This window comes from Streptomyces sp. NPDC037288, from assembly GCF_055603265.1.
Genome location: NZ_JBVJVY010000016.1, coordinates 115,415 through 141,815, shown reverse-complemented (window position 1 = coordinate 141,815; position 26,401 = coordinate 115,415). Strand labels below are relative to the sequence as shown.

General features: G+C 70.3%; 18 protein-coding genes and 2 pseudogenes. 8 read left to right on the top strand and 12 right to left on the bottom strand.

The features are described from left to right. Positions 1-136: 136 nt before the first annotated feature. The 3 genes from ACZ7GZ_RS20115 to ACZ7GZ_RS20105 all read left to right on the top strand — a co-directional run bounded on the left by ACZ7GZ_RS20115 (position 137) and on the right by ACZ7GZ_RS20105 (position 3,531). Positions 137-1,417, top strand: coding sequence for an MFS transporter (locus tag ACZ7GZ_RS20115; protein WP_471025867.1), 1,281 nt, complete (start codon positions 137-139; stop codon positions 1,415-1,417). Further along, positions 1,414-2,757: a carotenoid oxygenase family protein gene (locus tag ACZ7GZ_RS20110; protein ID WP_471025866.1), complete on the top strand. Its 1,344-nt coding sequence runs from the start codon at positions 1,414-1,416 to the stop codon at positions 2,755-2,757. Before ACZ7GZ_RS20115 ends, ACZ7GZ_RS20110 begins: the two co-directional genes overlap by 4 nt. A gap of 336 nt (positions 2,758-3,093) precedes the next feature. Beyond that, on the top strand, positions 3,094-3,531 hold the full coding sequence (locus ACZ7GZ_RS20105) for an ester cyclase (RefSeq protein ID WP_471025863.1): 438 nt from the start codon (positions 3,094-3,096) through the stop codon (positions 3,529-3,531). 101 nt (positions 3,532-3,632) lie between these two features. On the opposite strand, the gene ACZ7GZ_RS20100 is transcribed toward ACZ7GZ_RS20105, so the two are convergent. Next, on the bottom strand, positions 3,633-4,298 hold the full coding sequence (locus ACZ7GZ_RS20100; protein WP_471025862.1) for a hypothetical protein: 666 nt from the start codon (positions 4,296-4,298) through the stop codon (positions 3,633-3,635). Positions 4,299-4,505: 207 nt separating this feature from the next. Here ACZ7GZ_RS20100 and ACZ7GZ_RS20095 point away from each other — a divergent pair, with 207 nt between their 5' ends. Further along, the gene (locus ACZ7GZ_RS20095) at positions 4,506-5,783 is read left to right on the top strand and encodes a hypothetical protein (protein ID WP_471025860.1); all 1,278 of its coding nucleotides are present in this window, start codon (positions 4,506-4,508) and stop codon (positions 5,781-5,783) included. Between the two features lie 239 nt (positions 5,784-6,022). Here ACZ7GZ_RS20095 and ACZ7GZ_RS20090 read toward each other — a convergent pair whose 3' ends face one another. Continuing rightward, positions 6,023-6,769 (bottom strand): Type-2Aa cytolytic delta-endotoxin, encoded by a 747-nt coding sequence (locus tag ACZ7GZ_RS20090; protein ID WP_471025858.1) that lies wholly within the window; start codon positions 6,767-6,769, stop codon positions 6,023-6,025. 699 nt (positions 6,770-7,468) lie between these two features. Here ACZ7GZ_RS20090 and ACZ7GZ_RS20085 point away from each other — a divergent pair. Both ACZ7GZ_RS20085 and ACZ7GZ_RS20080 read left to right on the top strand, forming a co-directional pair. Next, positions 7,469-7,612, top strand: a complete 144-nt coding sequence (locus ACZ7GZ_RS20085) for a hypothetical protein (RefSeq protein ID WP_471025856.1) — start codon at positions 7,469-7,471, stop codon at positions 7,610-7,612. After that, the gene (locus ACZ7GZ_RS20080; RefSeq protein WP_471025853.1) at positions 7,609-8,154 is read left to right on the top strand and encodes a hypothetical protein; all 546 of its coding nucleotides are present in this window, start codon (positions 7,609-7,611) and stop codon (positions 8,152-8,154) included. Before ACZ7GZ_RS20085 ends, ACZ7GZ_RS20080 begins: the two co-directional genes overlap by 4 nt. A gap of 899 nt (positions 8,155-9,053) precedes the next feature. Here ACZ7GZ_RS20080 and ACZ7GZ_RS20075 read toward each other — a convergent pair. After that, the gene (locus tag ACZ7GZ_RS20075; protein WP_471025851.1) at positions 9,054-10,268 is read right to left on the bottom strand and encodes a cytochrome P450; all 1,215 of its coding nucleotides are present in this window, start codon (positions 10,266-10,268) and stop codon (positions 9,054-9,056) included. A gap of 854 nt (positions 10,269-11,122) precedes the next feature. On the opposite strand from ACZ7GZ_RS20075, the gene ACZ7GZ_RS20070 reads away from it, so the two are divergent. Together ACZ7GZ_RS20070 and ACZ7GZ_RS20065 are read left to right on the top strand one after the other, a co-directional pair. Further along, on the top strand, positions 11,123-11,983 hold the full coding sequence (locus ACZ7GZ_RS20070; protein WP_471025848.1) for an SAM-dependent methyltransferase: 861 nt from the start codon (positions 11,123-11,125) through the stop codon (positions 11,981-11,983). A 304-nt stretch (positions 11,984-12,287) separates the two neighbouring features. Beyond that, a pseudogene (locus tag ACZ7GZ_RS20065) lies at positions 12,288-12,707 on the top strand (Rossmann-fold NAD(P)-binding domain-containing protein); the annotation flags it as partial. On the opposite strand, the gene ACZ7GZ_RS20060 reads toward ACZ7GZ_RS20065, so the two are convergent. The 9 genes and pseudogenes from ACZ7GZ_RS20060 to ACZ7GZ_RS20020 all read right to left on the bottom strand — a co-directional run bounded on the left by ACZ7GZ_RS20060 (position 12,678) and on the right by ACZ7GZ_RS20020 (position 26,284). Then, complete coding sequence (locus ACZ7GZ_RS20060; RefSeq protein ID WP_471025845.1) at positions 12,678-13,898, bottom strand: carboxylate-amine ligase; 1,221 nt, start codon at positions 13,896-13,898, stop codon at positions 12,678-12,680. The pseudogene ACZ7GZ_RS20065 and the gene ACZ7GZ_RS20060 sit on opposite strands and share 30 nt — an antisense overlap. A 147-nt stretch (positions 13,899-14,045) precedes the next feature. Next, positions 14,046-15,888 (bottom strand): annotated as a pseudogene (locus ACZ7GZ_RS20055) (carbamoyltransferase family protein). A 102-nt stretch (positions 15,889-15,990) separates the two neighbouring features. Further along, positions 15,991-18,708, bottom strand: a complete 2,718-nt coding sequence (locus tag ACZ7GZ_RS20050; RefSeq protein WP_471025842.1) for a molybdopterin-dependent oxidoreductase — start codon at positions 18,706-18,708, stop codon at positions 15,991-15,993. After that, entirely contained in the window at positions 18,705-19,532 is an 828-nt protein-coding gene (locus ACZ7GZ_RS20045) for an FAD binding domain-containing protein (RefSeq protein ID WP_471025839.1), read from the bottom strand. Before ACZ7GZ_RS20045 ends, ACZ7GZ_RS20050 begins: the two co-directional genes overlap by 4 nt. Positions 19,533-20,324: 792 nt before the next feature. Next, complete coding sequence (locus tag ACZ7GZ_RS20040; RefSeq protein WP_471025837.1) at positions 20,325-20,714, bottom strand: VOC family protein; 390 nt, start codon at positions 20,712-20,714, stop codon at positions 20,325-20,327. A gap of 32 nt (positions 20,715-20,746) precedes the next feature. Continuing rightward, positions 20,747-21,514: a lanthionine synthetase LanC family protein gene (locus ACZ7GZ_RS20035; RefSeq protein WP_471025834.1), complete on the bottom strand. Its 768-nt coding sequence runs from the start codon at positions 21,512-21,514 to the stop codon at positions 20,747-20,749. 359 nt (positions 21,515-21,873) lie between these two features. Continuing rightward, entirely contained in the window at positions 21,874-22,521 is a 648-nt protein-coding gene (locus ACZ7GZ_RS20030) for a hypothetical protein (RefSeq protein WP_471025832.1), read from the bottom strand. After that, entirely contained in the window at positions 22,518-22,832 is a 315-nt protein-coding gene (locus ACZ7GZ_RS20025) for a hypothetical protein (protein ID WP_471025830.1), read from the bottom strand. Before ACZ7GZ_RS20025 ends, ACZ7GZ_RS20030 begins: the two co-directional genes overlap by 4 nt. Continuing rightward, a complete protein-coding gene (locus ACZ7GZ_RS20020) occupies positions 22,829-26,284 on the bottom strand; it encodes a CHAT domain-containing protein (protein WP_471025827.1) in 3,456 nt (1,151 codons plus the stop codon). Before ACZ7GZ_RS20020 ends, ACZ7GZ_RS20025 begins: the two co-directional genes overlap by 4 nt. Positions 26,285-26,401: the final 117 nt, after the last annotated feature.

Here is a 26,401-nt window from a genome sequence, read left to right as displayed (position 1 = left end):
TTCGAAAACCTATGCGGTTGTGCGCCGCAGGGGAATCCAGAACAGAGCCCCGGTGGCCCGGAAGCCGTCCCGCAAGGAGTCGTATAGGCAATAACTACCGACGCGAGCGGCGGGTGCCCGCTGCGAGTGTCGAGCCATGACCCGCACCGCAGAGCAACCGACCGCCACCGGCTGGACATCGCTGGCGGTTCTGGCCACGGCCCAGTTCCTGGTCGTGCTGAGCACTTCGATCGTGAACGTCGCCCTCCCCCAGATCCGGGCCGGGCTCGATCTGTCGGACACGGGCCAGGCGTGGACGGTCAACGCCTACGTACTGGTCTTCGGCGCGTTGTTGCTGCCGGGTGGGCGCGCAGGCGACGTATACGGCCTTCGCCGCGTGTTTCTGCTCGGCGTCGGCCTGTTCGCACTCTCCTCCCTGGGCGCGGCGCTGGCGCCCACGGCGATCACGCTGATCGCCTGCAGGGCAGTGCAGGGAATCGGCGCCGCGCTGCTGGCGCCCACGGCGCTGGCCCTCGTGCTGACGATGTACCCCGACAGGGAGCGGCGTGGCACCGCCCTCGGAGTGTGGGGCGCGGTCTCCGGTGCCGGCGGGGCGGCGGGCGTGCTGCTGAGCGGGCTGCTCACCAGCCTGTACGGCTGGCGTGCGGTGTTCGTCGTGATGGTGCCCTTCGCCTTGGCCGTCCTGGTGGCCACCCGGCTGCTTGTCGGGGCCGACCGGCCGCGCGGCGGAAGCCTGGACGCGCCGGGGGCGGTGACGGTGACGGCGGGGCTGGTCGCACTCACCTACGGCCTGTCGGGCCCTTGGCCACTGGCGGTAATCGGTCTGGCGCTGCTCGGCCTGTTCGTGGTGCTCCAGCGCCGTGCCGCCGACCCGCTGCTGCCGACGCGCATGAGCGTGGTGGCGGTGCCCAACGTGCTGATGGCCCTGCTGGGCGCGGTCTGGCTCGGCCTGTTCTACTTCCTGCCCCTCTACCAGCAACGCACCCTTGGCTACTCGCCCTTGGAGGCCGGGCTGACCCAGCTTCCCCTCGCCCTCGTGATCACCCTCTCGTCGTGGGCCACCGGCAAAGCCTCCGGCCGACATGTGCTCCCCGTGGGCCTGCTGGTCCTCGCGGCCGGACTGGCCTGGCTGTCCCGAACCCCGGCCGACGGCACCTTCCCTGTGGACCTGCTCGGCCCGACGCTCCTCATCGGCATCGGGCTGGGGGTGGCCTTCGTCCGGCTCACCGCGATGTCCTCCACGGGCGTCCCGGCCGCCGACAACGGCCTGGCCGGCGGGCTGGTCAACGCCACCCGGCAGATCGGCGGAGCCATCGGCCTGTCCTTCCTGGCCCTGCTCCCCTCCTCCGGCGCGGCCTTCCTGGCCTGCGCCGCCCTGACCTTGCTCATCTCGGCTCTCTCGACGCGAAAGGCATGACCATGACCCTGGACAAGCCGTACATCAGTGGCCACTTCTCCCCCGTCACCGACGAGATCACCGGCCGCGACCTGAAAGTGCGCGGCACCCTCCCGCCCGAGCTGAACGGCCGCTACTTCCGCAACGGTCACAATCCCAAGCCGGGCATCACCCCCACCCACTGGTTCCGCGGCGAGGGCATGGTCCACGGCGTGCGCCTCAAGGAGGGCCGGGCCGAGTGGTACCGCAACCGCTGGGTGCGCACCCCCTACCTGGACGGCGTGCCCTTCACCGGAACCGAACTCGAAGTCAGCGCCGCCGCCACCAACATCATCTTCCATGGAGGCCGCTACCTGGCCCTACAGGAGGCCAACCTGCCCTGGGAGGTCAGCGCCGACCTCGACACGATCGGCGTCTACGACTTCGGCGGCAAGCTCGCCAGCGCGATGACCGCTCACCCCAAAGAGGACCCGGAGACCGGCGAGCTGCACTTCTTCAGCTACAGTCCCTTCCCGCCGTATCTGACCTACTACGTGGCCGACGCCTCCGGCGACATCGTCAGGGCGGACGTCGTCGACGGCTCCGGCCCCTCGCTCATGCACGACTTCGCCATCACCCGCGAGCACGTCGTTTTCATCAACTCGCCGGTGGTCTTCGACCACGCCGAGCAGTCCGGCATCCCCTACCGCTGGCACGACGACGTCCCGCTGCGCATCGGCGTGATGCCGCGCGCCGGGGGCAGGACCACCTGGTTCGAAGTGGCCGACCAGGCAGCACTGTTGCACGTCGCCAACGCCTACACCGACGCGCAGGGCCGGATCGTCCTCGAAGCACCGTGCTTCGACCGTTCCGCCTGGGAGAGTTCGTGGAAGTGGTGGGTCGGCGCTCCCGGCTACGGCACCAGCCCGGACGCCGGCTCGACCTTCTACCGGTGGATCATGGACCCGGCCACGGGCAAGGTCACCCCTGAGTCCCTCAACGACCTGGCCACCGAGTTCCCGTCGATCAACGACGCCCACACCGGTTCGGCCTACCGCTACAGCTACGCCATCGCCTTCCCCGGCGCCGGCCTGTCGGGCTACCACACCGTCAAGTTCGACACACAGTCCGGCCAGCAGAAGCTGCTCGCGCACGGCGAGGGCCGGATGCCCGGCGAGGCCGTCTTCGCGCCCGCCGAGGGCGGGACCGCCGAGGACGACGGCTACCTGCTCACCATCGTCAGCGACCTCAAGGCCGACGCCTCGGAGCTGCTCGTCCTGGACGCGAGCGACCTGAGCACCGTGGCCGCCGTCGAACTCCCCCGCAGGGTGCCCGCCGGCATTCACGGCCACTGGATCCCCGACTCCGAACTGCCTGCCTGACCCGACCAAGCCGCCCGGGCCGCCGCTGATCCCCCACAGCGACGGCCCGGGCTCCCACCCACCGCAGCAGCCGAGTCGGCGGCAACTCCGCCAGGAGCCCCGAAGACGGACCGCGCCCGTCGCTGATCCACCCCGGCGGGTACGACTCGGTGCTGGAAGAGGGACCTGCCCCTACCGGCACATCCTGCTCACCGACGCCGAGGGCGCGGGCGAACACTGCCACGAGGGCGCACCTGAAGCCGCAGCCAGTCGCGGCACCCCGCAGCCCGTGGCGAACGGCAGGGACCGCGCGCCGCATGTCCTGCAAGAAGCCCATCACCACGAAGGAGAACTGCCATGTCCGCTTCCGCCAACGCCCTGCTCGCCGAGCCGTGGAAGGACCTGTGGAACAACGACCTGTCCCAGACCGACAAGATCATCGCCCCTGACTTCGTCGCGCACGCTGCCCCCATCACCGGGTCCGGCGACGACACCGTGCACGGCCGCGAGGGCCTGAACGGCTGGGTGACCGGCATCCACACCCTCCTGCGCGACCTCAGCTTCGAGATCACGGTCGGCCCGATCGTCACTGACGACTTCCTGGTGGTCCGCTGGGCAGCCGAAGGCACCTACGCCGGAGGATTCCCGGGCGCGTCCGACGACGCCGTGGGCAACCGCGTCCACTTCACCGGCACCGACACCCTGCTGGTCAAGGACGGTATGCTCGCCGAGTACTGGGCCAACGCCGACAGCCTGCTGTTCGTGCAGCAACTCGGTGTCCGCGAACTGTCGTGAACAGCGCGCAGCCCGTCTGCCTCATCCATCCGCGCCGCACTGTCACCAGTGCGGCGCGGGCCGGGGCCGGGGCCGGCCCCCTCTTCGGCTTACGAACGCCCTCAACGCACTGCGTCCAGCACTCCTGCCGACGCGGGAGGCCGTACGTCGAACGGCTCGTCAAACGCGCTGAACGACGTGGTGGTGACGTTACCGCCGCCCCTGTAGACGGTCCTCAGCAGGTACGGCTTACCCTCGGTGGCCACGTAAAAGGTGTACGTTCCTTCTTTGTCTGCCTTTTCCGTGATGTGCAGCGCGACCGCCTCCCGGCCGCCGATGCGAGTGGTCTCGCCCTTCTTCGCCGTGCCGAACGCGGCGAACGTCCAGGTGCACGTCGTCAGTCCGTCGCCCGGCTGCGCCTCGTCGGCGGGCTCCTTCACCCACTGCTTCAGCCGTAGGCCGTCGATCTTCCTGCCGCTCCATTTCTCGAGGTATGTCCCGTCCGGGCGGACGTAGTCCGTCTCACCGATCCGGACCTGTTCGAGGCTGCCGTTCCCGGCCCAGGTGGTCTTCGCCTTGCATCGGTTCTTCAGATCGGTGCTGAGTCGGGTCGTCACCGTGCCGTGGGCCGTGGTGTTGGTGGTCTCCACGGTCACGGAACGCAGTGCGCGCATAGTGCCGTTGGCCTCGTCGAGCAGGTCGGCCGCGGACTTCGTCGCACCGCCGTCACCGTCCGCGCACCCGGTGAGTGCGGCCCCGCTCAGCAGACACACCAGTGCCATAGTCATGTGAATCGCTCGCACGGGCCCCCACACTCCGCATCCGTACACCGAATGATCACGCTCATGATCGGCGGCGGGAGCCTACCAGCCCCGGCCGGGACGGCAGACGGCCGCGCCGGCTGATGAGGGCGCACCCGACGGGAACCCGTCCGCAACAACCTGAGGCAAGCCGGGGTTGTGCTGCTCGATCAAGTGCGCATAGTTTCCCGCCTCATGAGTACGACACGGAGAACGATCCTCAAGGGGTTGACCGCCGCCCCGTTCGTCGCAGCCGCCGGCAGCCTTCTGACGGCCACCGCAGCCGAGGCGGCCACCATCGACGCGGGACAGTTCAGTCTCACCAGCCGATCCTCCAACGGCTACGGCGAGTTCGCCGATCTGGCCGCCGGTCTGGCGACCAGGCTGACCAAGGTGGACGCGACGGCCGTCATCGCCGACACCAACCGCAGTGCCACCCACCTCACGAGCGCCCCCAGCACCGTCGAGGCGTTCGCGACCGGATTCGCCTGGGACAGCGCAGACCAGGCGGTCGACTACTGGATCCCACAAGGCGTCACGACCAGCGCCGACGCCTACGGCAACGGGGTCTACCCGGCAGGCGGCAGCAACAGGGTCGTCCTGGTCTCCTGGTACTTCGAGACAGACCCGGACGGCGACGGCGTCGATGAGTACGCGCTCGACAAGGGCCTGAGGCTGACGTTCGTCGACTACACCACCGCCACCACACCGACGTACCGGCACGTCCTTCTGGTCGAGCCGGTCATGACCGGCACCGGGGAGTACTCCTTCAACCCCATCCACAAGCACGCCGGCGGCATCATGTGGTACGGCAACCTGCTCTATGTCGTCGACACCTACAAGGGGTTGAGGGTGTTCGACCTGAACACCCTCTTCAAGGTCGCCACCGCCCAAACGGACGTGTGCGGCCTGCATACCGACGGGTCCTACTACGGCTACGGGTACCAGTACGTCCTGCCGCAGAGCCACGCCTACGACAACGCGGGGACGTACCTGCGCTACACCACGGTCGGGCTCGACCGGGCCAGCACTCCCGACAGCCTGGTGGTGAGCGAGTACTCCCTGTCCGGGACCGTCGACTACACAGACGGCGCCTTCAACGGCACGGGCCCCGGTACGACCATACCCAAGGTGGTCCGCTGGAACCTCGACTACACCGACCGGCAGGTCGCCTCTCTCACCGCGTCCGAAGCCGTCACCGTCGCCCAGCAGAAGATTCAAGGAGTGGTGTCGCGCAACAGCAAGCACTACCTCGCGACGAGCGCAGGTCCGTCCACGAAGGGTTCGCTGCGCACCTTCAGCTCCGGCGACTCGACCGCGACCACCGTCTGTGACCTGGCCATCGGCTGCGAGGATCTCAGCTACCACAGCAGTGGCGCATCCGGCTGGGCCTACAGTGAGTCCGTCATCTGGAACCTCAGCGAGTACGTCGGCAAGCGGTACGTCTACGCGGTCCACGCGGACGGTTCGTAGCCGCGGCTTGGGTCACGGCCTGAACCCATCACTGTCGCCATCCGGACGCGAAGCAAACGGATCACGCTGAGCGGAGCCGCGATCAGCTGCTCGATTGGCCGCCTGCCGCCTGCAGGCGGCTGAGGAAGTCGGCAGGGCCCCGCAAGGCGGTTGTCACCGCCGTACAGCAGTGCGGCATTTCCCGGCCCGGGACGGCGGGCCGTGACTGGTCGGGGAAGCGGCGGGCGATGCCCGGCGGATCAGGCCACGTTCGTGAGTTTCTGGCGCACGACGATCGCGTTGAGCCGGACCGCGAACGGTGCGGTGTCGGTGAGGCCCAGGGCCCCCACACGGGACTTGCCAAGACCGACGGTGACGTCGGCGCAGAAGGCGACGGCGTACAGGTACTCGCCGGCTTCCTCGTCTTGGAGGGCGAAGAACAGATCGCGGTAGTAGCTCGTGTGGTCCGGCCCCTCCTCGTAGTAAGCCAGTCCCGCCTCGCCTTCCTGCGCCGCGAGATCGGTGAAGGCGTTTACGAGGTCGCGCTCGACGGTGTCCCAGAACGACGCCTGCGCCGCCTCGGGTGGGAGCGCCTGGCGGACCGCCTCCTTGAGGGAGAGCGCCATCACCAGGATCGGCGCCTCCTCCTTGAGCCCCCAACCACGGACCACCTTGACGATGTCGCTGTCGGGAAGCACGGCCGCGGCGTCGCGAATGTGACCGAAGTCGTAGTTGACGGTGGCGGGCGCGATCGCCTCCTGGAAGGCACGCCCAAGGGCGTCCGCTTGGGCACGATGAGCCTCTCCCACCTCGGTGACTGTCCTGAAACAGGCTGCCAACTTCGCCTCCTTAAACATTTTGTTGCACTGGTGAGGCGTCAGTATGCCGCAGCGGCGCGCCACCGTGACCCGCAGGGCGCCGGTTCGGGAGTACCGGCGCACGGTTCGACGACCGTCGCCGCGCCGGCTCGGTGAGCACTGGTCGTGGCTGTCGCCGAGGCCAACCACTTCGCCCGGGAGTGCAGCGTCGCCTTCCGCGCGATCTGCGACTTCGAGGTCTCCCCATGCACCGGCGTACCGTGCCGTATGCCCCAGAGGACGAGTCGGAGGGGACGGTGGTTGTCGCGTGTGTGTACTCCTCGCCGCGTTCGGCGAGCCGGGCGAGCGCCGAGTGCGGGTGGCGGACGACGTACCAGGCCAGGTCGGACTGGTGCAGACCGTCGACCGACAGCAGCAGGACGTGCCGGGCGGCCGGGGGTCCGGGCGTGCGCGCCGAGGCGGGCTCGATGGCCGTGGTGCGGGAGGGGGGCGGCATACGGTCTGTGCGGGGTCATCCGAAAGGCGGAACGTGTACGGGAGCAGACGCCCGCGCCGTGTCCTGACCAAGAGACCCACCCGGACAAGCAAAGCCGCGTTCCAGGGCGCCGCAGCCTTGCGAAGTCGCCTTCGCCGTGCCACCAACAGTGTCCGAGCTAGAACATGCTGGCGTGGATGAGCGCGACAGGACGCAGGACGCTTGCCGGTCTTACGGAAGCCGAACGAACGGATCACCGGGATACGCAGCCGGTCCTTCCGCCCCTCGTCCATCCGGCCGGCAGGAGTCTGCCGCAGCCGTTCGGCCATCGCCTGGTACGGGTGGCGGCGTTCCGAACGACCTACCGCGGGCCTGGTCGCACCGGAGTGGGTCACCGTCACTGCGCGCGCTGCGTGGCCTCGCCCGCAGCGGCCCGCGGCACCGTCGTCGCCCGACGCGGTGCCGCCGACGCGCTGGTCCGGGTGGTGGAACTCGCCCGGGACTCGAACGCGCCGGGCATGCGGGTGCCCCTTCGCTGGGTGAAGCTGAAGGCGTGAGTACCAGTAGCGAGGGCCCGGTAAGTGCTGAACAGATCCACGCAGCACTGGCCGCTCTGGCGGCTGAGCCGGCGGCAGACTCGGAGAAACGGCCCGGGGGACCGCAGGAAGAGGACCGTCTGCAGCTGCTCGGCAGGCTGCTGGCGAAGACGGAGCTCGAGATCACCGCCGCAACCCATCTGACCGAGGAAAGGGAGATCGAGGACGTCCTGGAGACGTTGCTCGGCTGGGGGGAACAGGTGGGAGCGGATCCCGGTCTGGCGGTCAACATCCTGACGAACCGGCTGCAGCGCACCGCGGTGCAGGTCTCCGAACCCGAGGGGGAAGAACTGCCACCGGGCCGGGAGGCCGCCTTCGCGGCCGTCATGACAGCGGTGTACGTGCTCGGGGCCCAGCTGCACGCGGAGCGCGGCGACACGGAAGGAACCCGAAACGCTCTGAGCGGCGCGGAAGAAGCCCTCATCGACATCCTGCAAGGCATGCATGACCTGCGCGTCGCCATCGGCGACGCCCCCGGCCCGGACGACGAAGCCGGCACCTGACCCGCTCGGCGCCCGCCCAGTGTCCCGTGCCGAGTACACCACTTCCGTGGACGCAACCGATCGGTTCACTGGGGCGGGTCCAGACGTTCAACGCCCGCTCCCTTCGCAGGCGACTCGCCCTTCCGCCGATGCGAGGTGTGGGTGACGGCCCCGCATTCAGGGTTGCGACACGGCCCCCGCCGCCACACCGGCACCCAGACACCCAGGGTTTTGTGCCGCCGCACGACCACCTTCAGGGACCGTCCGCAGTCGGGACAGACGTGTCGTCCACCACCGTCCATTCCTCCAGATTAGGACCGTGGGAGCATCCGCGCTTTCACTGCTGTGCCGGCACGAACGTGCCCTTGCTGAGGCGACCGCACCGAAGGTGCTGGCAAACCACTGCGAGCCCCGCTCCCGCCCTCCCCGCTGGTGCACCGCGGCGAGCGCGACGAGGACGGAAGGCCGACGGCGATCGGGACCAGCGGGAGCAGGGTGCGGCGCCATCGGCCGGGGACCCTGTCGATGACGGGGCGGGCACGTCGCCGCTCCCCTGGTGGTGAGGTGGACGAGCCGCCGCTCGATGCCCTGCCGGCCGGCGTAGGTGTCCTCGCCGTGGAAGTCACCGCGGTCGCCCGTGAAGCCGCCGGTCATGGGGGAATCGAGCCGGCCCGTCCGGCTGTCGGAGCAGTGGCTCGACCAGCGTTCCGTCTCCCGGTCGGACAGGCGCGAGTCACGCCCTGGCGGCCGGGGTCGCCGGGCACATCGGGGCCGGCACGCTGCTTCAGCGGTACGTCGCCGCGTGGGCGCTGCAGGGGGTGCGGGGGCAGGTGGCGCTCTCGGATGCCCAGGCGGTCGGGCGCCGAGTCACCCATGCGGAGTACTGCTGGGCGGGCCGGGGTAGCCGGCCCGCCCGGGATTCACCAGGTGACCGGCAGGCGCAGCGGGAAGCGGCGGATGGTCTCGGTGTCCCATTGGAGGTCTTCGGGGGCGACGTCGAGGCGCAGGTGGGGGAAGCGGGTCAGCAAGCCGGTGACCGCGCTCTCCAGCTCCGCCCGCGCGAGCGGCGCGGCGAGGCAGTGGTGCCCTCCCCAACCGAAGGTCATGTTCGGGTGTACCGGCCGTTCGAGGTCGAGCGTGTGCGGGTCGGAGTACACCGACGGGTCGCGGTTGGCGGCCAGGTAGGACACGTGCACGTAGTCGCCGGCGCTCATGGCGGTGCCCTCGACCTCCACGTCCTCCAGCACGATCCGTGGAATGCCCACGCCCTTGCGGAAGGGGATGAACCGCAGGAGCTCCTCCAGCGCGCCGGGGAACCGGTCGGGGTCGCGCAAGAGCGCGGCCCGTTCCTCGGGCCGGATCAGCAACTGGTAGGCGATGTTGCTGATCTGGCAGGTTGCCGTGTCGTTGCCGCTGAGGATGAGGGTCACGGCCAGGACCGCCAACTCGTCGTCGCTCAGGGGCTCGACACCGGACGGCATGGAGGCATTGGCCATCGCGCTGAGCAGATCCTCGCCTGGGGAGCCCCGTCGGGCCGGGACCATGTCGGCGAAGTACGCACGCAGACAGGCCTTGGCGTCGGCCGCGTCCTGACGAGCGTCTGGAGAGGTGGCCAGCAGCCGCATGGTCCACGCACGCAGTTGCTCGCGGTCGGCCTCAGGGACGGCGAGCAGCTCGCAGATCGTCACGTGAGGGAGCGGGATCGACAGATGGGCGACCAGGTCCACGGGGGGCCCCGCCTCGGCCATGGCTGCGAGCAGCCCGGCCACCACCCGGTCCACGGCCGGCCGCATGTCTGCCACCCGCTCCCGTGTGAACGCCTGGGCCGCCACGTGCCGCAGCCGGGTGGCGTGCGGCGGGTCCGTCACGTTGATCGATTCCGGTGACACGATGGGCTCGGGCGTCATCCTCGGATAGTCACGTCCGATGATCGCCGCCCGGCTGAATCGCGGATCGCACGTCACCTGACGGACTCCGTCGAAGCTGGTCACCAGCCACGCCTCGGCCTCGCCGTAGGGCAATCGGATCCGACTGACCGGACCGCGCTGCGCCAACAAGGCCAGCGAGGGGTCGAACTCCAACGCGTGGGCGAAGTCGAAGGGACAGTCGAGTACGGCCGGGTCTTGGAACGGCATACAGCCTCCTTCGTGCGCCGCCAGGCGCATCACTTCCGAGGGTTTCAGTCCTTCCCCTGCCGGCCGTTCAGCGTGGTTGCGGCGGCCGCATGGGGCTGAAGGCGTTGTTCGAGCAGCCGTGGAAGCCGGGCTTGACGGGCAGACGTCACCCGGACTCCGACGACCCGATGTCCATGCCGAAGACGCCGACGATCCGATCCCCGCCGTCCCCGGCCGGCCTCGTGTGGGAGCCGTGTCAGGGCTCTCCCGGCTGAAGGTCTACCGGTTGGTGAGAACCGGGGGTCCGTCCGCGCTCCTTCGCGGTGATGCAAGGGGGCGCTTGGCCGGTCAGTTCTCTTGCGTACGTGATGTCCGCATGGCCGGTTACGGTCTCTTCGAGCCCGTCCCCATCCGGGATGCGACCTCGTCCCGGACACCAGCGTCGGAGAGGAAGGCCTGAACAAGGTCACCGCCCCCAATATGCGATAGATCGACCTTCCTCGCAGAACAGGCGCTTCAGGCAACGAACTCGCCATGGCCAAGCTCTACTGGATCACAGCTCCTCGCCCGGGCCGGTCAACGTGTCTGTTCCGGGGTCTGCTCGAGGGCGCCGTCGGACAGGCCAAGCCGCGGCGTCCCGCGGGCTGACGGGCAGCGTGCCCTGGGGGACGAGGGCCGTGCCCCGCGGCGTTCAAGCCGCCGGGTCCACTGCGTCGGGGCGGGTGAACAGACACGGTGCCATGTGGCCTCTCCTTCGCACGGCTCGTCGATCAGGCGGCCGGCCGGCGGACGACCTGCCCGACCCCAGCGCGGACAGTCACCCTTGATCACAAGTGGGGCGAATCGCCCTTGTCGATGGAGGGAATGCAGCCGTCATGAGCGATCACACGAGGGATGACAGCAGCGCACCGGACCTTGAGGAATCGACCCGCGGCTACTACGAGACCAGCGATGTCGACGCCTTCTACGACGCTGTCTGGGGTGGTGAGGACATCCACATCGGCGTATACGCCCACACGCACGAGGCGATCGCCAGCGCCTCGCACCGCACCGTGCAGCACGCCGCAGACCGGGTCGCGGACGTGCTCGGCCCGGATGCCACCGTGCTCGACCTCGGTTCGGGGTACGGCGGTTCAGCCCGTGCGCTCGCCGAACGCTTCGGCTGCCGGGTGGTGGCCCTGGACCTCAGCGAGGAGCACAACCGGCGCCACCGTGCGGCCAACACCCGACGCGGCCTGGACGGCCTGATCGAGGTTGTCACCGGCTCCCTCAACCACCTCCCCTGCGAGGCGGAGCGCTTCGACGTGGTCTGGTCCCTGGAGGTCCTGTGCCATGCGACCGACCGGAAAGGGGCGCTGCGCGAGGCGGTGCGCGTGCTCAAACCGGGCGGAGCACTGGTCTTCTCGGACATCATGGCGGCCGAGGACACTCCAGCCGAGGCCGTACGGCCCGCGCTGTCCCGTCTCGGCGTGCAGAGCCTGGCAACCCCGTCTTTCTACCTGCAAAGCCTGTCCGGACTCGGCCTGGAAGCCGACTTCGAGGACCGCACCGCGGACCTCACCATCCACTACGCACGCCTCGAGGAGGAGGTGCGCCGCCGCACGCCCGAACTGCGCAGCGTCATCAGCCCGGCCTACCTCGACGACCTGCTGGCCAACCTGCCCCTGTGGACCGACATCACCCGCCGCCGACTGCTGCGCTGGGGCCTCTTCCACGCCCGTCGCGCCACGGCCTGAACCCGCCCCCGACACGGATCGGCAGCTGCGCCGGCGGCGCTCCGACTCGAATGGGCGGCGGCCTGACGGCCCAGAGCGGGAGCGACGGGTACTCCGTACGGGTGAGCCGTGCGGTGGTTCCTCCAGCGCCTGGACGCCTCACGGTGGGTGGCTACGAGGGCGGGTGGCGGCGGGGCGCCGCCACCCGAGGCCGCGCGTCCGGCCGTGACTGGCAAAGTCCCCCACGATCTACTGCGGGTGAAAGACCTGCACCGACAAACCCTGGCGGACCGTCGGCGCCGCGCAGGCGTCTACGCACGAGCACGCCGAACGGACCCGGCGCCCGACCGCCCACCGGATCGATGACGCCCTGCTCGCCCGTGCTCTCCGCGAGGCGGTAGCCAGGCACTGTCCGCCCGCCGTCCGCGGGCAGGGGATCGCCCCAGAGGTGCTCGACGCCCCCCGGCCCCTGGTGTGGCGCCAGGCGGCGAACCGGCTGCCCACGGCCCAGGTGGCCCAGGCGGTCCGTACACCCTCGTCACCACCGCCCGCGGGCGCACCGCCTGACCGCCGAGGCGGCCTCAGTCGCCGCGCGCACGCAGAGCATGAGCGTCCACGTCATCCCCCTCGGAGGGACCGAGGCCGGTGGAGCGCGCTGGTGCCGCGCAGCGCCGGTGCCGCATCAGGGAACCCTTGGTTCGCACCGGTATCCGGATCATTCGGGGACATCGAGGCCAGACGCTGAGGGGTGGGGGCGACCAGGAGCAACGGCGGCCATCTCGATCAGGTAGTCGACGACGTCGATGTGACTGCCCCGCCGCCGAAAGGCCGCTCTTTGGCGGTCGGCGCCGTTCCCCTCGTCGCGGAGGCGCATGTGTGCGGCATGCAGAAGCGAGGGGTCATCTGAGGCTGCCACGGCCGGCAGCGCGGTGTCCCAGAGACGGCCGAGGTGTACGGCAGCGGATTCGAGCCGGCCGGTGTCCAGATTGATGCTCTTTCCGCTCAGCCCGTCCCGGGCGGCGCGCCAGCACGCGGCGCGCAGCATCTCCGGCTGCGGGCACGGGGCGGCCTGGGAGTTGTGGACGGCAGCCATGGCGGTGACGGCGAGGCCTTTGACCGTGCCGGCGAGCAGCAGCGTGTCGTCCACGGTGAGGGCGGCGTCCGCGATACGGATCTCGAGGGTGGGCACGTGGTGGGAGGGGCGGATGTCCCAGTAGAGGCCACCGCGGTCCAGGAGGGTCTCACTCGTGACGAGGCGATCGAGGAGGTCTTCGAAGTGGGTGCGGGACTCGAAGTAGGGGGGCGGCCCCGCTACCGGCCACCGGCCCCACGTCATGGTGCGCCAGCTGGCGTAGCCGGTGTCCATGCCGTCCCAGTAGGGGGAGTTGGCGGTCATGGCCAGGAGAGCGGGGAGCCAAGGGCGCAGGTGGTTGCTCAACTGCAGCGCCGTGGCCACGTCGGGGACGCCGACGTGGACGTGACAGGCGCAGACACTCTGCTCGTGGTCCAGGGCGCCAAACCTGGCCAAGCTTTCGGCGTAGCGGACCCCGGGGGTTAAAGGCGGTGGATTGAGCTGCCCCAAAATGGGCGTGCCGCTGGAGATGACGCGCAGCCCCAGCCGGGCTGCGGCACACGCGACGGCGTTACGGGTCGCACGCAGCTGCTCCCCCAGGTCCGTGAGGGCGGTGTGCGGATCCGTGCGGACCTCGACCTGATAGAGAGTGAACTCGGTGGTGACCCGGTCGCCGAGATCCCCGGCTGCCTGGGCCACCACCTTGTCTGCTTGCGGGCTCAACTGCCGCGATACCGGGTCCACCAGCAGGTACTCCTCCTCCACCCCCACGGTGACCTCGGTCGGGCCGGTCGCAGGCCGCCGAGGGCCTGCGCTGTCTGCCGACGGCTGTGCGCCGGCAACTGTCCCCTTCTCTCTCTGCATGGCAACCAGTCTGTCCCTCGGAGTCGTCCAGCTGGAGTGCGCCGCAACGCCAAAGAAACGCACGCGCCAGACAGGACACAGCTGCTGCTTCCGGCTTGGCTCGGTCGGATCAGTCGTCAGCCGGAGCCTCCTCGACGCTGTCGGTCCTCACTCGGCGCCGCTCGGTCTCGTGGGAGACGGGGTCGTACTGACCCAGTACGTGTCGGCCTTCTGGTCCCACTTTCGGGCGAGCGGATCGCGTACGAGCCGGCTCAGCAGGCCGATCGGCGTGATCAGCAGAAAGTACGTGATGGCGAGGAGTGCCTTGCGCATCTGCTCCCCTGAGGCCACGATCGGCTCGCCGCGCACATTGAACGAGGTGTTCACCAGGACCGGGCAGCCGGTCCGCTCCTTGAAAGCCGTGAGCAGCCGGTAGTACGGGGCGTTGTTCTCCTCGGTGACGGTCTGCACCCGGGCCGAGTGGTCGACGTGGGTGACCGCGGGGATGGTGGAGCGGTGCACCTTGAGCTGGTCGAGTCCGGTGACGCTCCCGGAGTCCGGAGCCTCAAGGCGCTGGGCCGGGGAGACATCCGTGACCACCAGCATGTACGGGCTCTCCTGGTGGAGTTCGAAATAGTCCTTGGCGTCCTCGGCGAGCACCGAGGGTGCGAACGGACGGAAGGACTCCCGGAACTTGATCCTGAGGTTCATAGCGGACTGCATGGCCGGATCCCGCGGGTCTCCGATGATCGACCGTGCTCCGAGCGCCCGGGGCCCGAACTCCATCCGCCCCTGGAACCAGCCGACGATCTTGCCGTCGGCGAGCCCTTCGGCGACCTGCCGGCAGAGCTCGTCCGGATCCAGACGGGTGTACGGGAGCTGCCGGCCGTCCAGGTAAGTGGCGATCTCCTCATCGCTGAACCGCGGTCCGAGCAGTGAACCGGACATGCCGTCGCGGCCCGTGCCCACGTGTGCCCGGGGCGCGCCGAGGTCCGCGGCAACGGCGAGGGCCGCGCCGAGCGAGCCTCCGGTCGCCCGCGGCGGGCTGAATCCAGACCTCGTCGAAGATCTGCTCGTTGATGACCTTTCCGTTGGCGACGCAGTTGAGGGCCACGCCGCCGGCCAGGACGAGGTGCCGCTCACCGGTGAGCTCGCGGGCGTGCCGGGCCAGCAGCACGACCACTTCCTCGGTGACCTGCTGCACCGAGGCCGCCAGGTCGAACTCCCGCTCGGTGAGCGGCCCCTCCGGTGTGCGCCGCGGCCCGCCGAACAGCTGCTCGAAGCCGCGGCCGGTCATGACCTGACCGCGCAGATACTCGAAGTAGCGCGTGTCGAGCCGGAAGGAGCCGTCCGGCTTGATGTCGATCAGCTTCTCTCTGATCACCTGCGCGTAGCGGGGCTTTCCGTAGGGGGCCAGACCCATGAGCTTGTACTCGCCGGAGTCCACCTTGAAGCCGCAGAAGTACGTGAACGCCGAGTACAGCAGACCGAGCGAGTGCGGGAAACGGATCTCGGCCACCGGCCGCAGTTCCGTTTGCCTGCCGTGCCACAGCGTGGTGGTGGCCCATTCGCCCACACCGTCGATGCACAGTACGGCAGCCGATTCGTACGGACTGGGGTAGAAGGCGGACGCCGCGTGGGACTCATGGTGTTGGCGGACACGCAGTTCGGGGACGGTACCCAGGTTGAGAGCGGCCAGCTCCTGCCTGACGACATCCGCGGTGCGCCGCTTCCACGACAGCCAGGCCGGCAAAGTGCCCTGGAAAGAGGCGAATCCGGTCGGCGCGGCACCGGCGAAAGTCGCCATGACACGACGGAACTTCAGCGCGGGATCCTCGTAGTATGCAACCGCGGACACATCGTTCAACGAGGCGCCCGCCTCCCGCAGGCAGTATTCGATGGCCTGCGCCGGGAAGCCGGGATCATGGCGGACACGGCTGAACCGCTCCTCCTGCGCGGCGGCCACGCCTGCAGGTGCGCCACCGCGTCGAACCGGTACACGACGACCCAGTCGGGTTGCAGCGGTGTCGGCGGGGAGATCTCGGTGCCGGTGCCTTCCGGCCGGTGATCGCCGTCGCCGCGGCGGCTCCGTTCTTCTGGTGTTCATGGTGGCTCAACCTGTCGCCACCGACTGCTCCGCAGGGAGTCGGCCGTAGATGCGTTCCGGCGTCAGCGGCAGCGCGCGGTAGCGGACACCCGTGGCGTCATGGACCGCGTTCGCGAGCGCGGGGGCCACCGGGTTGATGCAGCACTCCGCCATGCCCTTCGCCCGCAGGGGCCCGACCGAATCCGCCGAACCCACCAGGAGGACCTCGGTACGGGGAATGTCGGCGTAGGTGGGGATGCGGTAGTTCCGGAGGTTCGGGTTGACCATGACGCCACTGTCGTCGAGGTGATGGTTCTCGGTCAGCGCGAAGCCGATTCCCTGGGCGACACCGCCCTCCACCTGTCCCCGGACCTGCGCCGGGTTGATGATCACCCCGGCGTCCGCCGCCTGAACGCTGTACAGGATCCGTATCTCGCCCGTCACGCGGTGCACGGCGACCCGGAACCCGTGCGTGTTGGAGGTGACGCTCCGGGGTGAGCCGTACGCCTTGCGCGCGGCGGTGAACCGGATACCACGCGCCCGGGCCAGCGCGACGAGTTCGGCCAGCGACACCCGCCGGTCTCCGCAGACGACACCGTCGTCGTCCATCGTGCACATCACGACGTGGACGCCCGTGTGCGCCGCGGCGAACTCCAGGATGCGGTCGCGCACGGCATTGGCCGCCCGCAGGACCGCGTTACCCGCCACGAACAGGCCCGCGCTCGCGAAGGCTCCGGTGTCGAACCCCGTGCGGTCGGTGTCGGACTGCACCAGACGGATCCGCGACGGCGTCGTGCCGAGCTGGTTGGCCGCGATCTGGACATGGGCCGTGGAGGTTCCCTCGCCGAACTCGACTGTCCCGACCGCCAGTTCGTAGAGGAGGTCGTCGCCCAGCGTGACCCATGCCTCGGAGAGGTGTTCGGTCGGGGGCGCGGTCTCGTGCAACGAGCTGGCCACGCCGCTGCCGACGAGCCACTCGGGGCCAGGGGGCGGCTGGCCGGCTGTACGGGCCAGGGCGTCGCCCACCAGGTCGATGCACTCGGCGAGTCCGTCCTCCGTGAAGACCACGTCGTCGGGGCCGTCGTGCAGGGCGACCAGGGGCTCGCCCGGCCGCACGATGTTGCGTCGGCGCAGTTCGAGCGGGTCGATGTGCAGGGCGCGGGCCAGTTCGTCCATGGCCGACTCCACGGCGAACGCGGGCTGCGTCATCCCGTAACCGCGCAGTGCCCCACTCGGCACGGTGTTCGTGTAGACGGAGTACGCGTCGTACTTCTTGTTGGCGCAGCGGTAGATCATGACGGCGGCTCCGCCCGCGTACACCGTTTCGCCACCGTGGTTGCCGTAGGCGCCCGTGTTGGACACGTTGCGTACCTGGAGGGCGGTGAGCGTGCCGTCGGCCTTCGCGCCGAGCTTGACCGTCAGGGTCATCGGATGCCGCGGCGAGGCCGTGGTGAACTCCTCCTCCCGGGTGTACTCGAGACAGGTGGGCCGCCCGGTGTCCAGGGTGGCGAGCGCGACCAGGTCCTCCGCGATCACCTCCTGCTTGCCGCCGAATCCGCCACCGACTCGCTTGCAGAACACCCTCAGCAGGTCCGGACGCAGCGCGAACAGGTACTCCAGCTTGGCCTTCGCGATCGACGGTGACTGCGAACTCGTGCGGACGTTCAGCCGGCCGTCCTCCATCCAGGCGATCGAGCCGTGGGTCTCCAGATGCGCGTGCTGCACCCGCGGTGAGGAGTACGTGCCTTCGTGGATCACGTCGGCCGCGGCGAATCCCGCGTCGACGTCGCCGATGTGCGAGTGGAGTTCGAGCAGGATGTTGTGGACGGGATCGCGGACGAACGGATCCTCCGCGCCATGCAGTTGGGGTGCGCCCTCGGCCATCGCCTCCTCGGGGTCGAACACCGCCGGCAGCACGTCGTACTCGACGACGAGCCGCCGGCAGCCCTCCTCCGCAGCTCCGACCGTGTCGGCGAGGACCGCGGCGACGCGCTGGCCGGCGAAGCGGACCGTGTCGTCGAGGATGTAGGTGTCGTCCGGGTCGACCCGGTGGTCGGTGTGGATCGCCGTGGTGAAGCGTTTACGCGGTACGTCTTCCCAGGTGTAGACCCGGTGTACACCTGGCACCGCGAGTGCGGCCGTCCTGTCGACCGAGACGATCCGGGCGTGCGCGTGGGGTGAGTGGAGCACCTTGAGGTGCAGCATGCCCTCGATATGTGTGTCCATGGTGAACTCGGCGTGACCCGTCACCACGTCGTGGCCCGCGGGTGCGGCGACGCTCGTCCCCACGGCCTTGCCCGGTACCGCCGTCTCGACCGCGCTGACGCCCTTCACGGCGTCCTCGATCGCCCGGTAGCCGGTGCAGCGGCACAGGTTGCCCTGCAGCGCCCGGGGCAGATCCGCCTTCTGGTCCTCGGTGAAGGTCGCCGACGTCATGATCATCCCTGCGGTGCAGAAACCGCACTGGAACCCCGGGGCGTCCTCGAACTGCCGCTGCACGGGATGCGGGGCGCCGGGCCGTCCGAGGCCCTCGATCGTGGTCACCTCACGGCCGTCCGCGCGGAATGCGGGGGTGATGCAGCTGTGGACGGGTGTCCCGTCCAGCCACACCGTGCAGGCGCCGCAGTCGCCCGCGTCGCACCCCTTCTTGACGCCGAAGTGGCCCAGGTCGCGCAGGAAGGTGCGCAGGCACTGGCCCGGGGCGGGTTCCCGGTCGAACTTCCGGCCGTTCACGCTGTAGGTCATGGCAGGTCCCCAGCCATGAGTTCGCGGCGAATCTCTTCGGCGAAGTGGTGGGTCAGATGGCGGCGGTGGTCGGGGGTCCCGTTGGGATCGGCGAACCAGACGTCGGCCGGCACGGCGTCGATGCTCTGCCGCAGGGTTCGGGCATCGGGCAGGGAGTCGAAGGCGATGCGGACCGGCCGGGTGGTCCCGGCGGTGACGGTGAGCAGCAGGTCACTCGCTCCCAGCCGTTGGGTGCCGACCAGGAACACCGTCGAACGCCCGAGCCGGGTCAGCGTGAAGCGACGGTGCGCGGTGCGTTTGCGCAGCGCGTGCGCCGGAATCGTGATGCGCCGCAGGATTTCCCCGGGGGTGAGAACGTTGCGGTGGTCGCCCGTGACGAAATCGAGGGCGTCGACGAAGCGCACGGAGCCGTCGGGCGCCCATAGTTCGTACCGCGCCTCCAGCGCGACCGTCAACGTGATCATCGGGCCGGCGGGCAAGGAGGTACAGATGTTTCCGCCGACGGTCGCGGCGTTCCAGACCTTGAACGAGGACAGGAATGCCTCACAGCTTTTCCGGAAGAGAATTCCGGCGGTCCACTCCTCCGGGCACGGGAAGGCGTACAGGTCGCGAATGGTGCAGGTGGCGCTGATCTCCAGGCCCTCGTCCGTCGGGACAACAGGCTCCCATCGCAACGCCGTCAGGTCGATCAGCCTTCGCAGGTCCGGCTGCTCCGTGGAGTAGAGCCATGTGCCGCCTGCGAGCCAGGCGTCGCCCTCGTGCCAGTCCATACCTGGCCGCTCGGAGGGTCGCCGGACTACTTCGGTGATGGTGTTGAGGTCCATGAGAACCGACCTACGGGAGAACGGACCTACGGAAGACAACTGTCCCGTGCGACTCGTGGAGTTGATTTCCCGCTGAGCGAGGAAATGTGGCCGCCAGGCCGCACTGTTCGGGGTCACCGCGTCGGGAGGGACCGGCGGGCACAGACGCCTTTCGCACAGCGTATCGCAGCATGTGGATGAGGCCGGGGAGAGGTCCACCGAGGGTAGCTGAAGCACCTCGGACGGTTACGCCGATGTTTCATCGGGCGGCCCACAACAAGATCTGGTTCACGGTACGGGGGCATCCCCGGGCGGAGGGGCCCGGGGCCGAGCAGGTACGCAGGATCCGGGACGCGGTCGAGGCGGACGGCGAAGATCCCTGACAGCTGGGCCTTCGCGACCAAGGAGGAACCGGCCGCGCCATGTGAGGGAGGCGAGGTGCGGGTGACCACGGAAGGAAGCCGCCCGCTCTCGAGCACCTGCCGCGGCAGTGCCGGTCCGAAATGGTCGCCGATGACCTGAAGTGCCTCGCGCTTGGCTTCGAGGGGCGGACTGGGTCAGCCGTGTTGCCATCGGCGAGTAGGCCGTGATCTTCGTACACAGGTCAAGCAGGTCGACGTTGTCCCGGCACGAGGACGAGTTGCTGCTTGAACGGCCCGGAGCTCCCAGAAGGTCTCACCTCCTGTCTGACGGCCCATGAAGGGGGCAAGCCTGAACTCGCCTGCTTGAGGAGGGACTGGCGTGCGCTCTCACTGACTGCCGGAGCGTTCTTGTTCGGCTCGGGCAGCTTGATGTCGGGTCGAAGCTTGGCCATCAGCCGAGGTAGTTCGCGCGCCCCTCGTCGTCGAGTTCGAAGGGCCCCTCAGGGATGATGCAGAACTCGTTGCCCTCCGGGTCCGCCATCACCAGGAACCCGCCGTCGGCGTACTGCTCCAGCCTGCGCCCGCCGAGCATCTCGACCCGTTGCTGCTCGGCGGCGGGGTCGGGAGAGGTGATGTCGAAGTGCATCCGGTTCTTGCTCGACTTGGGCTCGGCGGTGTGCTGAAACCCCAGCCCCAGGCCGTTCTCCCGCCGCAGCCACACGTACGGGCCCATACGGGCCACGACCGGCCTACCGAGCAGTTCCGACCAGAACACAGCGAGCCGCTCGGGGTCCGTGGCATCGACGATCAGGGCATTGATCTGCATAGGTGAGTCCGCCATGCCCCCATCCTCTCAAGACGGCCCACAGCCGCTCAGCAGTGGCTGTGACCAGCGGAAACCAAGCCTCGGCGGCGGGCGACCGGAGGATCGCAGTCCAGGTTGTCGGCCCGCTCGGTGTACAGCGCTGTTCCGGCTACTCCAGGAGCAGGGGATTGGGCAGGTCCGCCGCAGGATGCATGCGCAGCACTGTGTGCAGGACTCCGGCGAGGCCGGACATGAGGCTGGGTGGGAACGCCTCGCGGGCCAGGCCGCCGACGGGGCCGCTGTTCGAGACCGGTGAGGATCTCCGCGTCGAGGTCCAGCGGGTCGCCGAAGCCCAGGGAGGTGAGGAACTCCCAGAGGCCGAGGTCGCCGTGGCAGAGGGTGTGGCACCAGCCGAAGCCCTCGGCGGCGCGGGCGTGTGCGGCGCGGTGGGCCACGTCGAGGGGGGCGGGACCGCCGGTGCGCCGGTGCAGGTCGGGCATGCCGATGCCGATCCCCGCGCTGCCGTGGCACCAGCTGGTGAAGAAGTCCTCCTCGGCGCCGATCCGGACGTCGAGCCAGTTGCCCGGTTCGGGCTGCCAGAGGGATTCCTGGAAGGCGAAGGCCTGCTGGGCGAGGTGCCGCCAGCCGCGGCGTTCGGCCACGGAGCCGGCGCCGCTGAGGGCGAGCCGGGCCAGCACCCAGCCGATGCCCGTGGCGCCGTGGGCGAAGCCACCGATGCCCTCGGGGTTGAGCCGGGTCGTCCAGCGGGCGCCGCTCACGTCGAGCGTGGCCAGCCCGGTCAGCCGACGCCGATGCGCGCGGCGGCGCCGAGCCACCGGCCCTGCCCGGTCGCGGTGGCCAGGCCGAGCAGGGGACGATCGCGCCGGCAGCCCCGTTGAGGAGGTCCACCTCGATGTCCTCCTCGACCAACGAAGCGCCCTAGGCGAGCAGTTGGGGCCGCTCGGTGGCCGCTCCAGCAGCCGGTCGTCACCGAGCACCCGGGCAGCGCCAGCCATGTCCACACCTGGGAGGCAGCACCGCTGAACGCCCCGGCCGACGGCGTCGGCGTGAGGTCCTCGGTGCCGAGCAGCACGCGCAGGGCGCCCTCCGGCAAGTGCGGGCTCCAGCGCGCGGCGCGGTGAGGTTGTCGGACATGGCGGAAAGAGGTCTCGACGTTCGTGGGGTGCACGCCCGTCTACCCGGAGGCGGGCGCGGGGCAGGAGTCCACCGGAGTAAGGGAGTCGGCCCGGGACAGGTCCACGGTCACGGCGACACCGTCCACCTTCAGCACGACCGTTCCCCGGCCGGCCGAGACGACCTCTCCGCACAGGGACGTCGCACCCTGCCTGACCACAAGTCCCGGAGGATCTTTCGGCGGGGCGTACCAGGTCATTCCGACCGCGGTGACCAGCAGTGCCGTACACAGGCAGGTCAGGACGGTCCCCGTGCGCAGGAAGCGAGCGCTGGACAGTGCCTCGTCGTGGTCCTCGACCTGCAGCGGCCGCCCGGTCGCGTCGTCGGCCTCGGACAGCCAGCGGGCGTACGGACGACCGTGCGCCGCGCGCAACAGGCACAGGGCGCCCGCTCCACCCACCGCCAGGGCGGCCAGGAGCAGCAGTCCGACCGCGGTGGACCAGCCGGGGGCGATCTGTCCGACGTCGCTGCGGCCCTTGATCAGGCTGAACCCCACGAGTCCGGCCAGGACCGCACCGAGCCCGTTGCGCCAGGCCACGGCGACCTCACGCACCCGGTCCAGCTCCCGCTCCAGGGCCCGCCGCACCGACCTGGCCCGGCGCAGTTGGGCGGCGGTCGGCGGGGGGCCGGGCAGCAGACCGCCGCTCATCCGCCCCCTCCGGCCGGTAGCCTCAGGCTCCAGAACGCACCGCAGCCGGGCCTGCCGTCCGGGGAACCGTCGTACACCACCTCGGCCGTGCAGAACATCACGACCGGGCGGCCGGGTGCGGAAACCGCCCCCGTGCCGTCCCGGAACAGCTCCTTCACCAGCGTGAACTCCATCTCCTGACCGCACCGCGGGCAAGGCCCGGACAGCACCAGCGCGGAGCCGAAGTCCTCCAGGGTGAAGGTGGCCGCGGCCCGCTGCGCGAACCGCGGGTCGGTGCCCTGCTGATAGGGCAGGGACGACGCTGTGCTCATCGGTGCTCTCCCGTGGGGTCCCGTCGGGGGTGTCCGTCTGATGGGCCGGTGCCGGGATGGCCCGTGTAGGTGAACGCCCCCCAGTCGGAGAGCGATCCGAAAGGGCGGGCGGGAGCCTGCGGAGGCGGGGGGAGCGGTGCCTCCGTGACGACCGGGCCGCGCAGCACGCGCAGTCGCTTGGCCAGCACGCCGTGCGGCAGGTCGCGTAGCCCTGTCTGGGCGGCGCGCAGCGCCTCCGCCGGCGCCGCCCCTTCGGCCCAGCGGCCGACGAAGTCGGTCATCACCAGGCAGGCGGCGAGGTCGTTGACCGGCCAGGACGCCGACACCACCCCCCGCGCACCGGCCCCGATGAGGGTGCCCGGCAGGCCGACCACCTCGTCGGGCAGCTCCCGGCCGGCCACGGAGGTGGCGCATGCGGAGAGGATCACCAGGTCCAGTCCGCCGCGCAGGTCCAGCAGATCCCGTACGGCGAGGCGCGCGCCGCCGCCGAGGACGAGCGCGGAGGAGAGGGGCTCGGCGGGGTCCGTCTCGGCGTGACAGGCGAAGTGGGCGACACCACCGCCCTGTTGCAGCCAGTCCAGCACCCGCTCGGGTGTGGCCTCCTCGTCCACCAGCACCAGGGACTCGGCGAACCGGCCGGCGGTCGCCCGTACCTCCCGCTCGGCGAAGGGGAGTTCACGCAGGCCACTGCCGCGTCCCACCGCCACTCCGAGGTACCGGGGCGCCCTTGCGGGTTCGCCGGTGGGCAGCACGCGCAGGCAGGGAGCGAAGCCGACGGCGTGGCCGTCGAGCAGGAACCGGGCCGGCCGGCCGGCGCCGGGTGCGGCGTACGCCGTCTGCCAGGGCAGGTGCACCAGCTCCCCCACGGGGATCAGGGTGAACGGCGCGCCCTGCGCGGGCACCACCTGGGCCAGGACGTTCTCCCAGGCCCACCGGGCGAACCGGTCGAGCCGCTCGCTGTCGCGCCACGTCCCGTCCTGCCAGGGGGCGAGTGCCCTCGCGCCCAGACCGTCCAGGGGCGTGGCCCGTACGGCCGACTCCGCGACGGTGAAGGCCACGCCTGTTTCAGAGCCCGGGACCAGGTAGATGACGGTGCCGCTGCCGTTGAGCGCATCCGTGCCGGTCGTACCGTCGGCCGCTGTTTCGCCCAGCCGCAGGCGTTCGGCCAGCAGCAGCGCGCGGGTGCGTTCCAGCCGGGTGACCGCGCCCACCGGGTCGCCGGACCGCCAGGCCGCCATGGCTACCGCCGCGGGGAGCCCGCGTGAGGTGCGCAGCCAGGTCTCCTTGGCCGCGCGCTGTCCCTGCTCGGCCACGAGCCGTCCCACCGCCTGCTCGGCGAGGTCGAAGGCGGCCACGGCCTGCGGATGCCGATCCAGCCGGGCCTGCCACAGGCCCCACTCCATCGCGCCTTCCGCCGCGGCGGCCGGATACCGGTCACGGGCCGCCTCGTAGCCCTGCCGGTACAGTTCCTCGGCCTCCCGCAGCAGCTCCGGATCGACGCTCAGCGCATGGCGCAGTCGGCACAGCCCGGCCAGTACGAACACGGCCGACACCCAGGTCCGCGACGCCGGATGGGCCTCGGTGCGGGCCGCCTCGGCCTGGCCCGCCGCCTCCTCTGCCAGCGCCGCCGAACCGGTGCGTTCCGCCTGCGCGCCCAGCGCGAGTGCCAGTCCGATGCGGGCGTTCACGGGCGAGCCCGCCTCCGGGCCGCCCTCGGCGATGGCCTCCCGTTGGGCGGCCACCGCGCGGACCAGTTCCCGCGGATCGTCGGTGGCCTCGTAGCGCGCCTGGTGGGCATGGCCGAGGTTGTTCAGGACGGCTCGGCGTTCGGCCGGGTCCGCCGGCCGCGCGGCGGCGGCCAGCAGCCGCTCCACCGCCTCGTCCAGATCGGTGGCCGTGCCGCGCCGCTCGTAGCGCTGGTGCAGGGCCACGGCCAGCCCGCTGTGCGCGGTGACGGTGTGCGGCGAGCCCGGGCGCCTGCGGTCCACGGCCTCCTGCCACAGTTCGATGGCTTCGTCCAGGTCGCCCATCGAGCCGCGGGCGAGGAACCGCTCGTACAGACCGGCCGCGAGATTTCCCGCCGTCCGGGGCCGGTCGGGGAGCCCGCCCGGATCGGCCAGCGCCCGCCGCAGCAGGTCCACGCCCCGGTCCAGGGCATGCGGGTCGGAGGTGAGGCCCGCGAACCGGACCAGCGCGCTGCCCCAGGCGTCGCGGAAGGAGGCCACCAGCAATCCGCCCCCGGGCGGCAGATACGGTGCCGCCGTCTCCAGCCTCCTGCAGGCTTCCTCCAGTTCCACCGCGCCGCCGCCTGCGCCCTGTGCCTGACGGGCGATCCGCGCCTCGGCCGCGGCGGCGGTGGCCGCGGCGTACAGCGGCGATCGGGCCCGCGTGGTGGCGGCCGCATCCTCGGCCAACTCCACGGCCCGGTCGAGCAGTTCCGCTCCGTCGGCCGAATCGGCAGCGGTCTCCCGGAGTACGACCGCGAGATTGAGCTGTGCTCCGGCGCGCGCGGCGGAAAAACCCGGTGGCAGCCCGGCCAAGGCCCGTTCGAGTGCCGTGCGGGCCCGTGCCCGGTCCTCGCGGGTGCCCAGCAGGCGGTAACGCTCGAAGTGGGCGATGCCCAGGTTCACCGCGCGTGCCGCCGGATTCTCCGCCTGGGCGACCGGCGCCGAGGGATCGAGCAGCCGGATCACCTCGTCGAAGTCCTCCTCCGACTTCAGCCACACGGCCCGTACGAGCAGGGTACGGGCGAGCCCCTTCTCCGGTGCGGCACGGAAGCCGGGGTCGTCCCCGGCGAGGTCCAGCGCCTGGCGGGCACGGTCAAGGGCGTTCGTCAGAAGGCGTTCGTCGTGGTCGAGTTCGGCCTGTTCACGTAAGCATTCGCCCAGCACGTCGAAGGCGGAGATCCACGTGTGGAGTTCCTCAGGGTCTCCGTCACCGGTCGAGGGCGGCGGTTCGCCCGCGGTGTCGATTTCCCGCTCCAGCAGAGCCCGGGCCGCCGTCAGGTCGGCCGGATCCCCGCCCGCCGCGAACCGGTCGGCCAGACACCGCCCCAGGTGCGCCGCGGCCATGAGACGCGGCCAGGTACCTTCGTCGGCCACGGCCAGTACCGCCCGGAACAGGGCGATCGCCTGTCGGGCGTCGTCGAAGTCCCCGCGTTCCGTGAACCGGGAGTGGAGGGCGACACCGAGGCGGAACTCCGCATCGGGCCGGTCGTCGCTGTCGCCGTCGAGCTCCGTCAGGGCGGCGTGGAAATGGTGCACGGTGCCGTCCAGATCGCCCAGCCGCTCGCAGACCGCGCCCGCCATGGCGTACCACAACTGCCGTTCCCGGGACGCGAGATCCTCGGGCGGGCCGGTCGCGGCCCGGTCTCGCACGGGCCCCAGCACCCGGTCGGCGAGTTCCGGGGGCGGAACCCGCAGTTCCATCAACTCCGCCAGCGACAAGCGCACTTCGCCCCCTGTGACGTCCGCACCCGGACCACGTCCGTGCCGAGATCCTACGGCGCGTGGTGGGTCCGTATCGGCCGATGAGGAAAGCGGACTCCCCATCGCCGCTCTCGGTCCTGG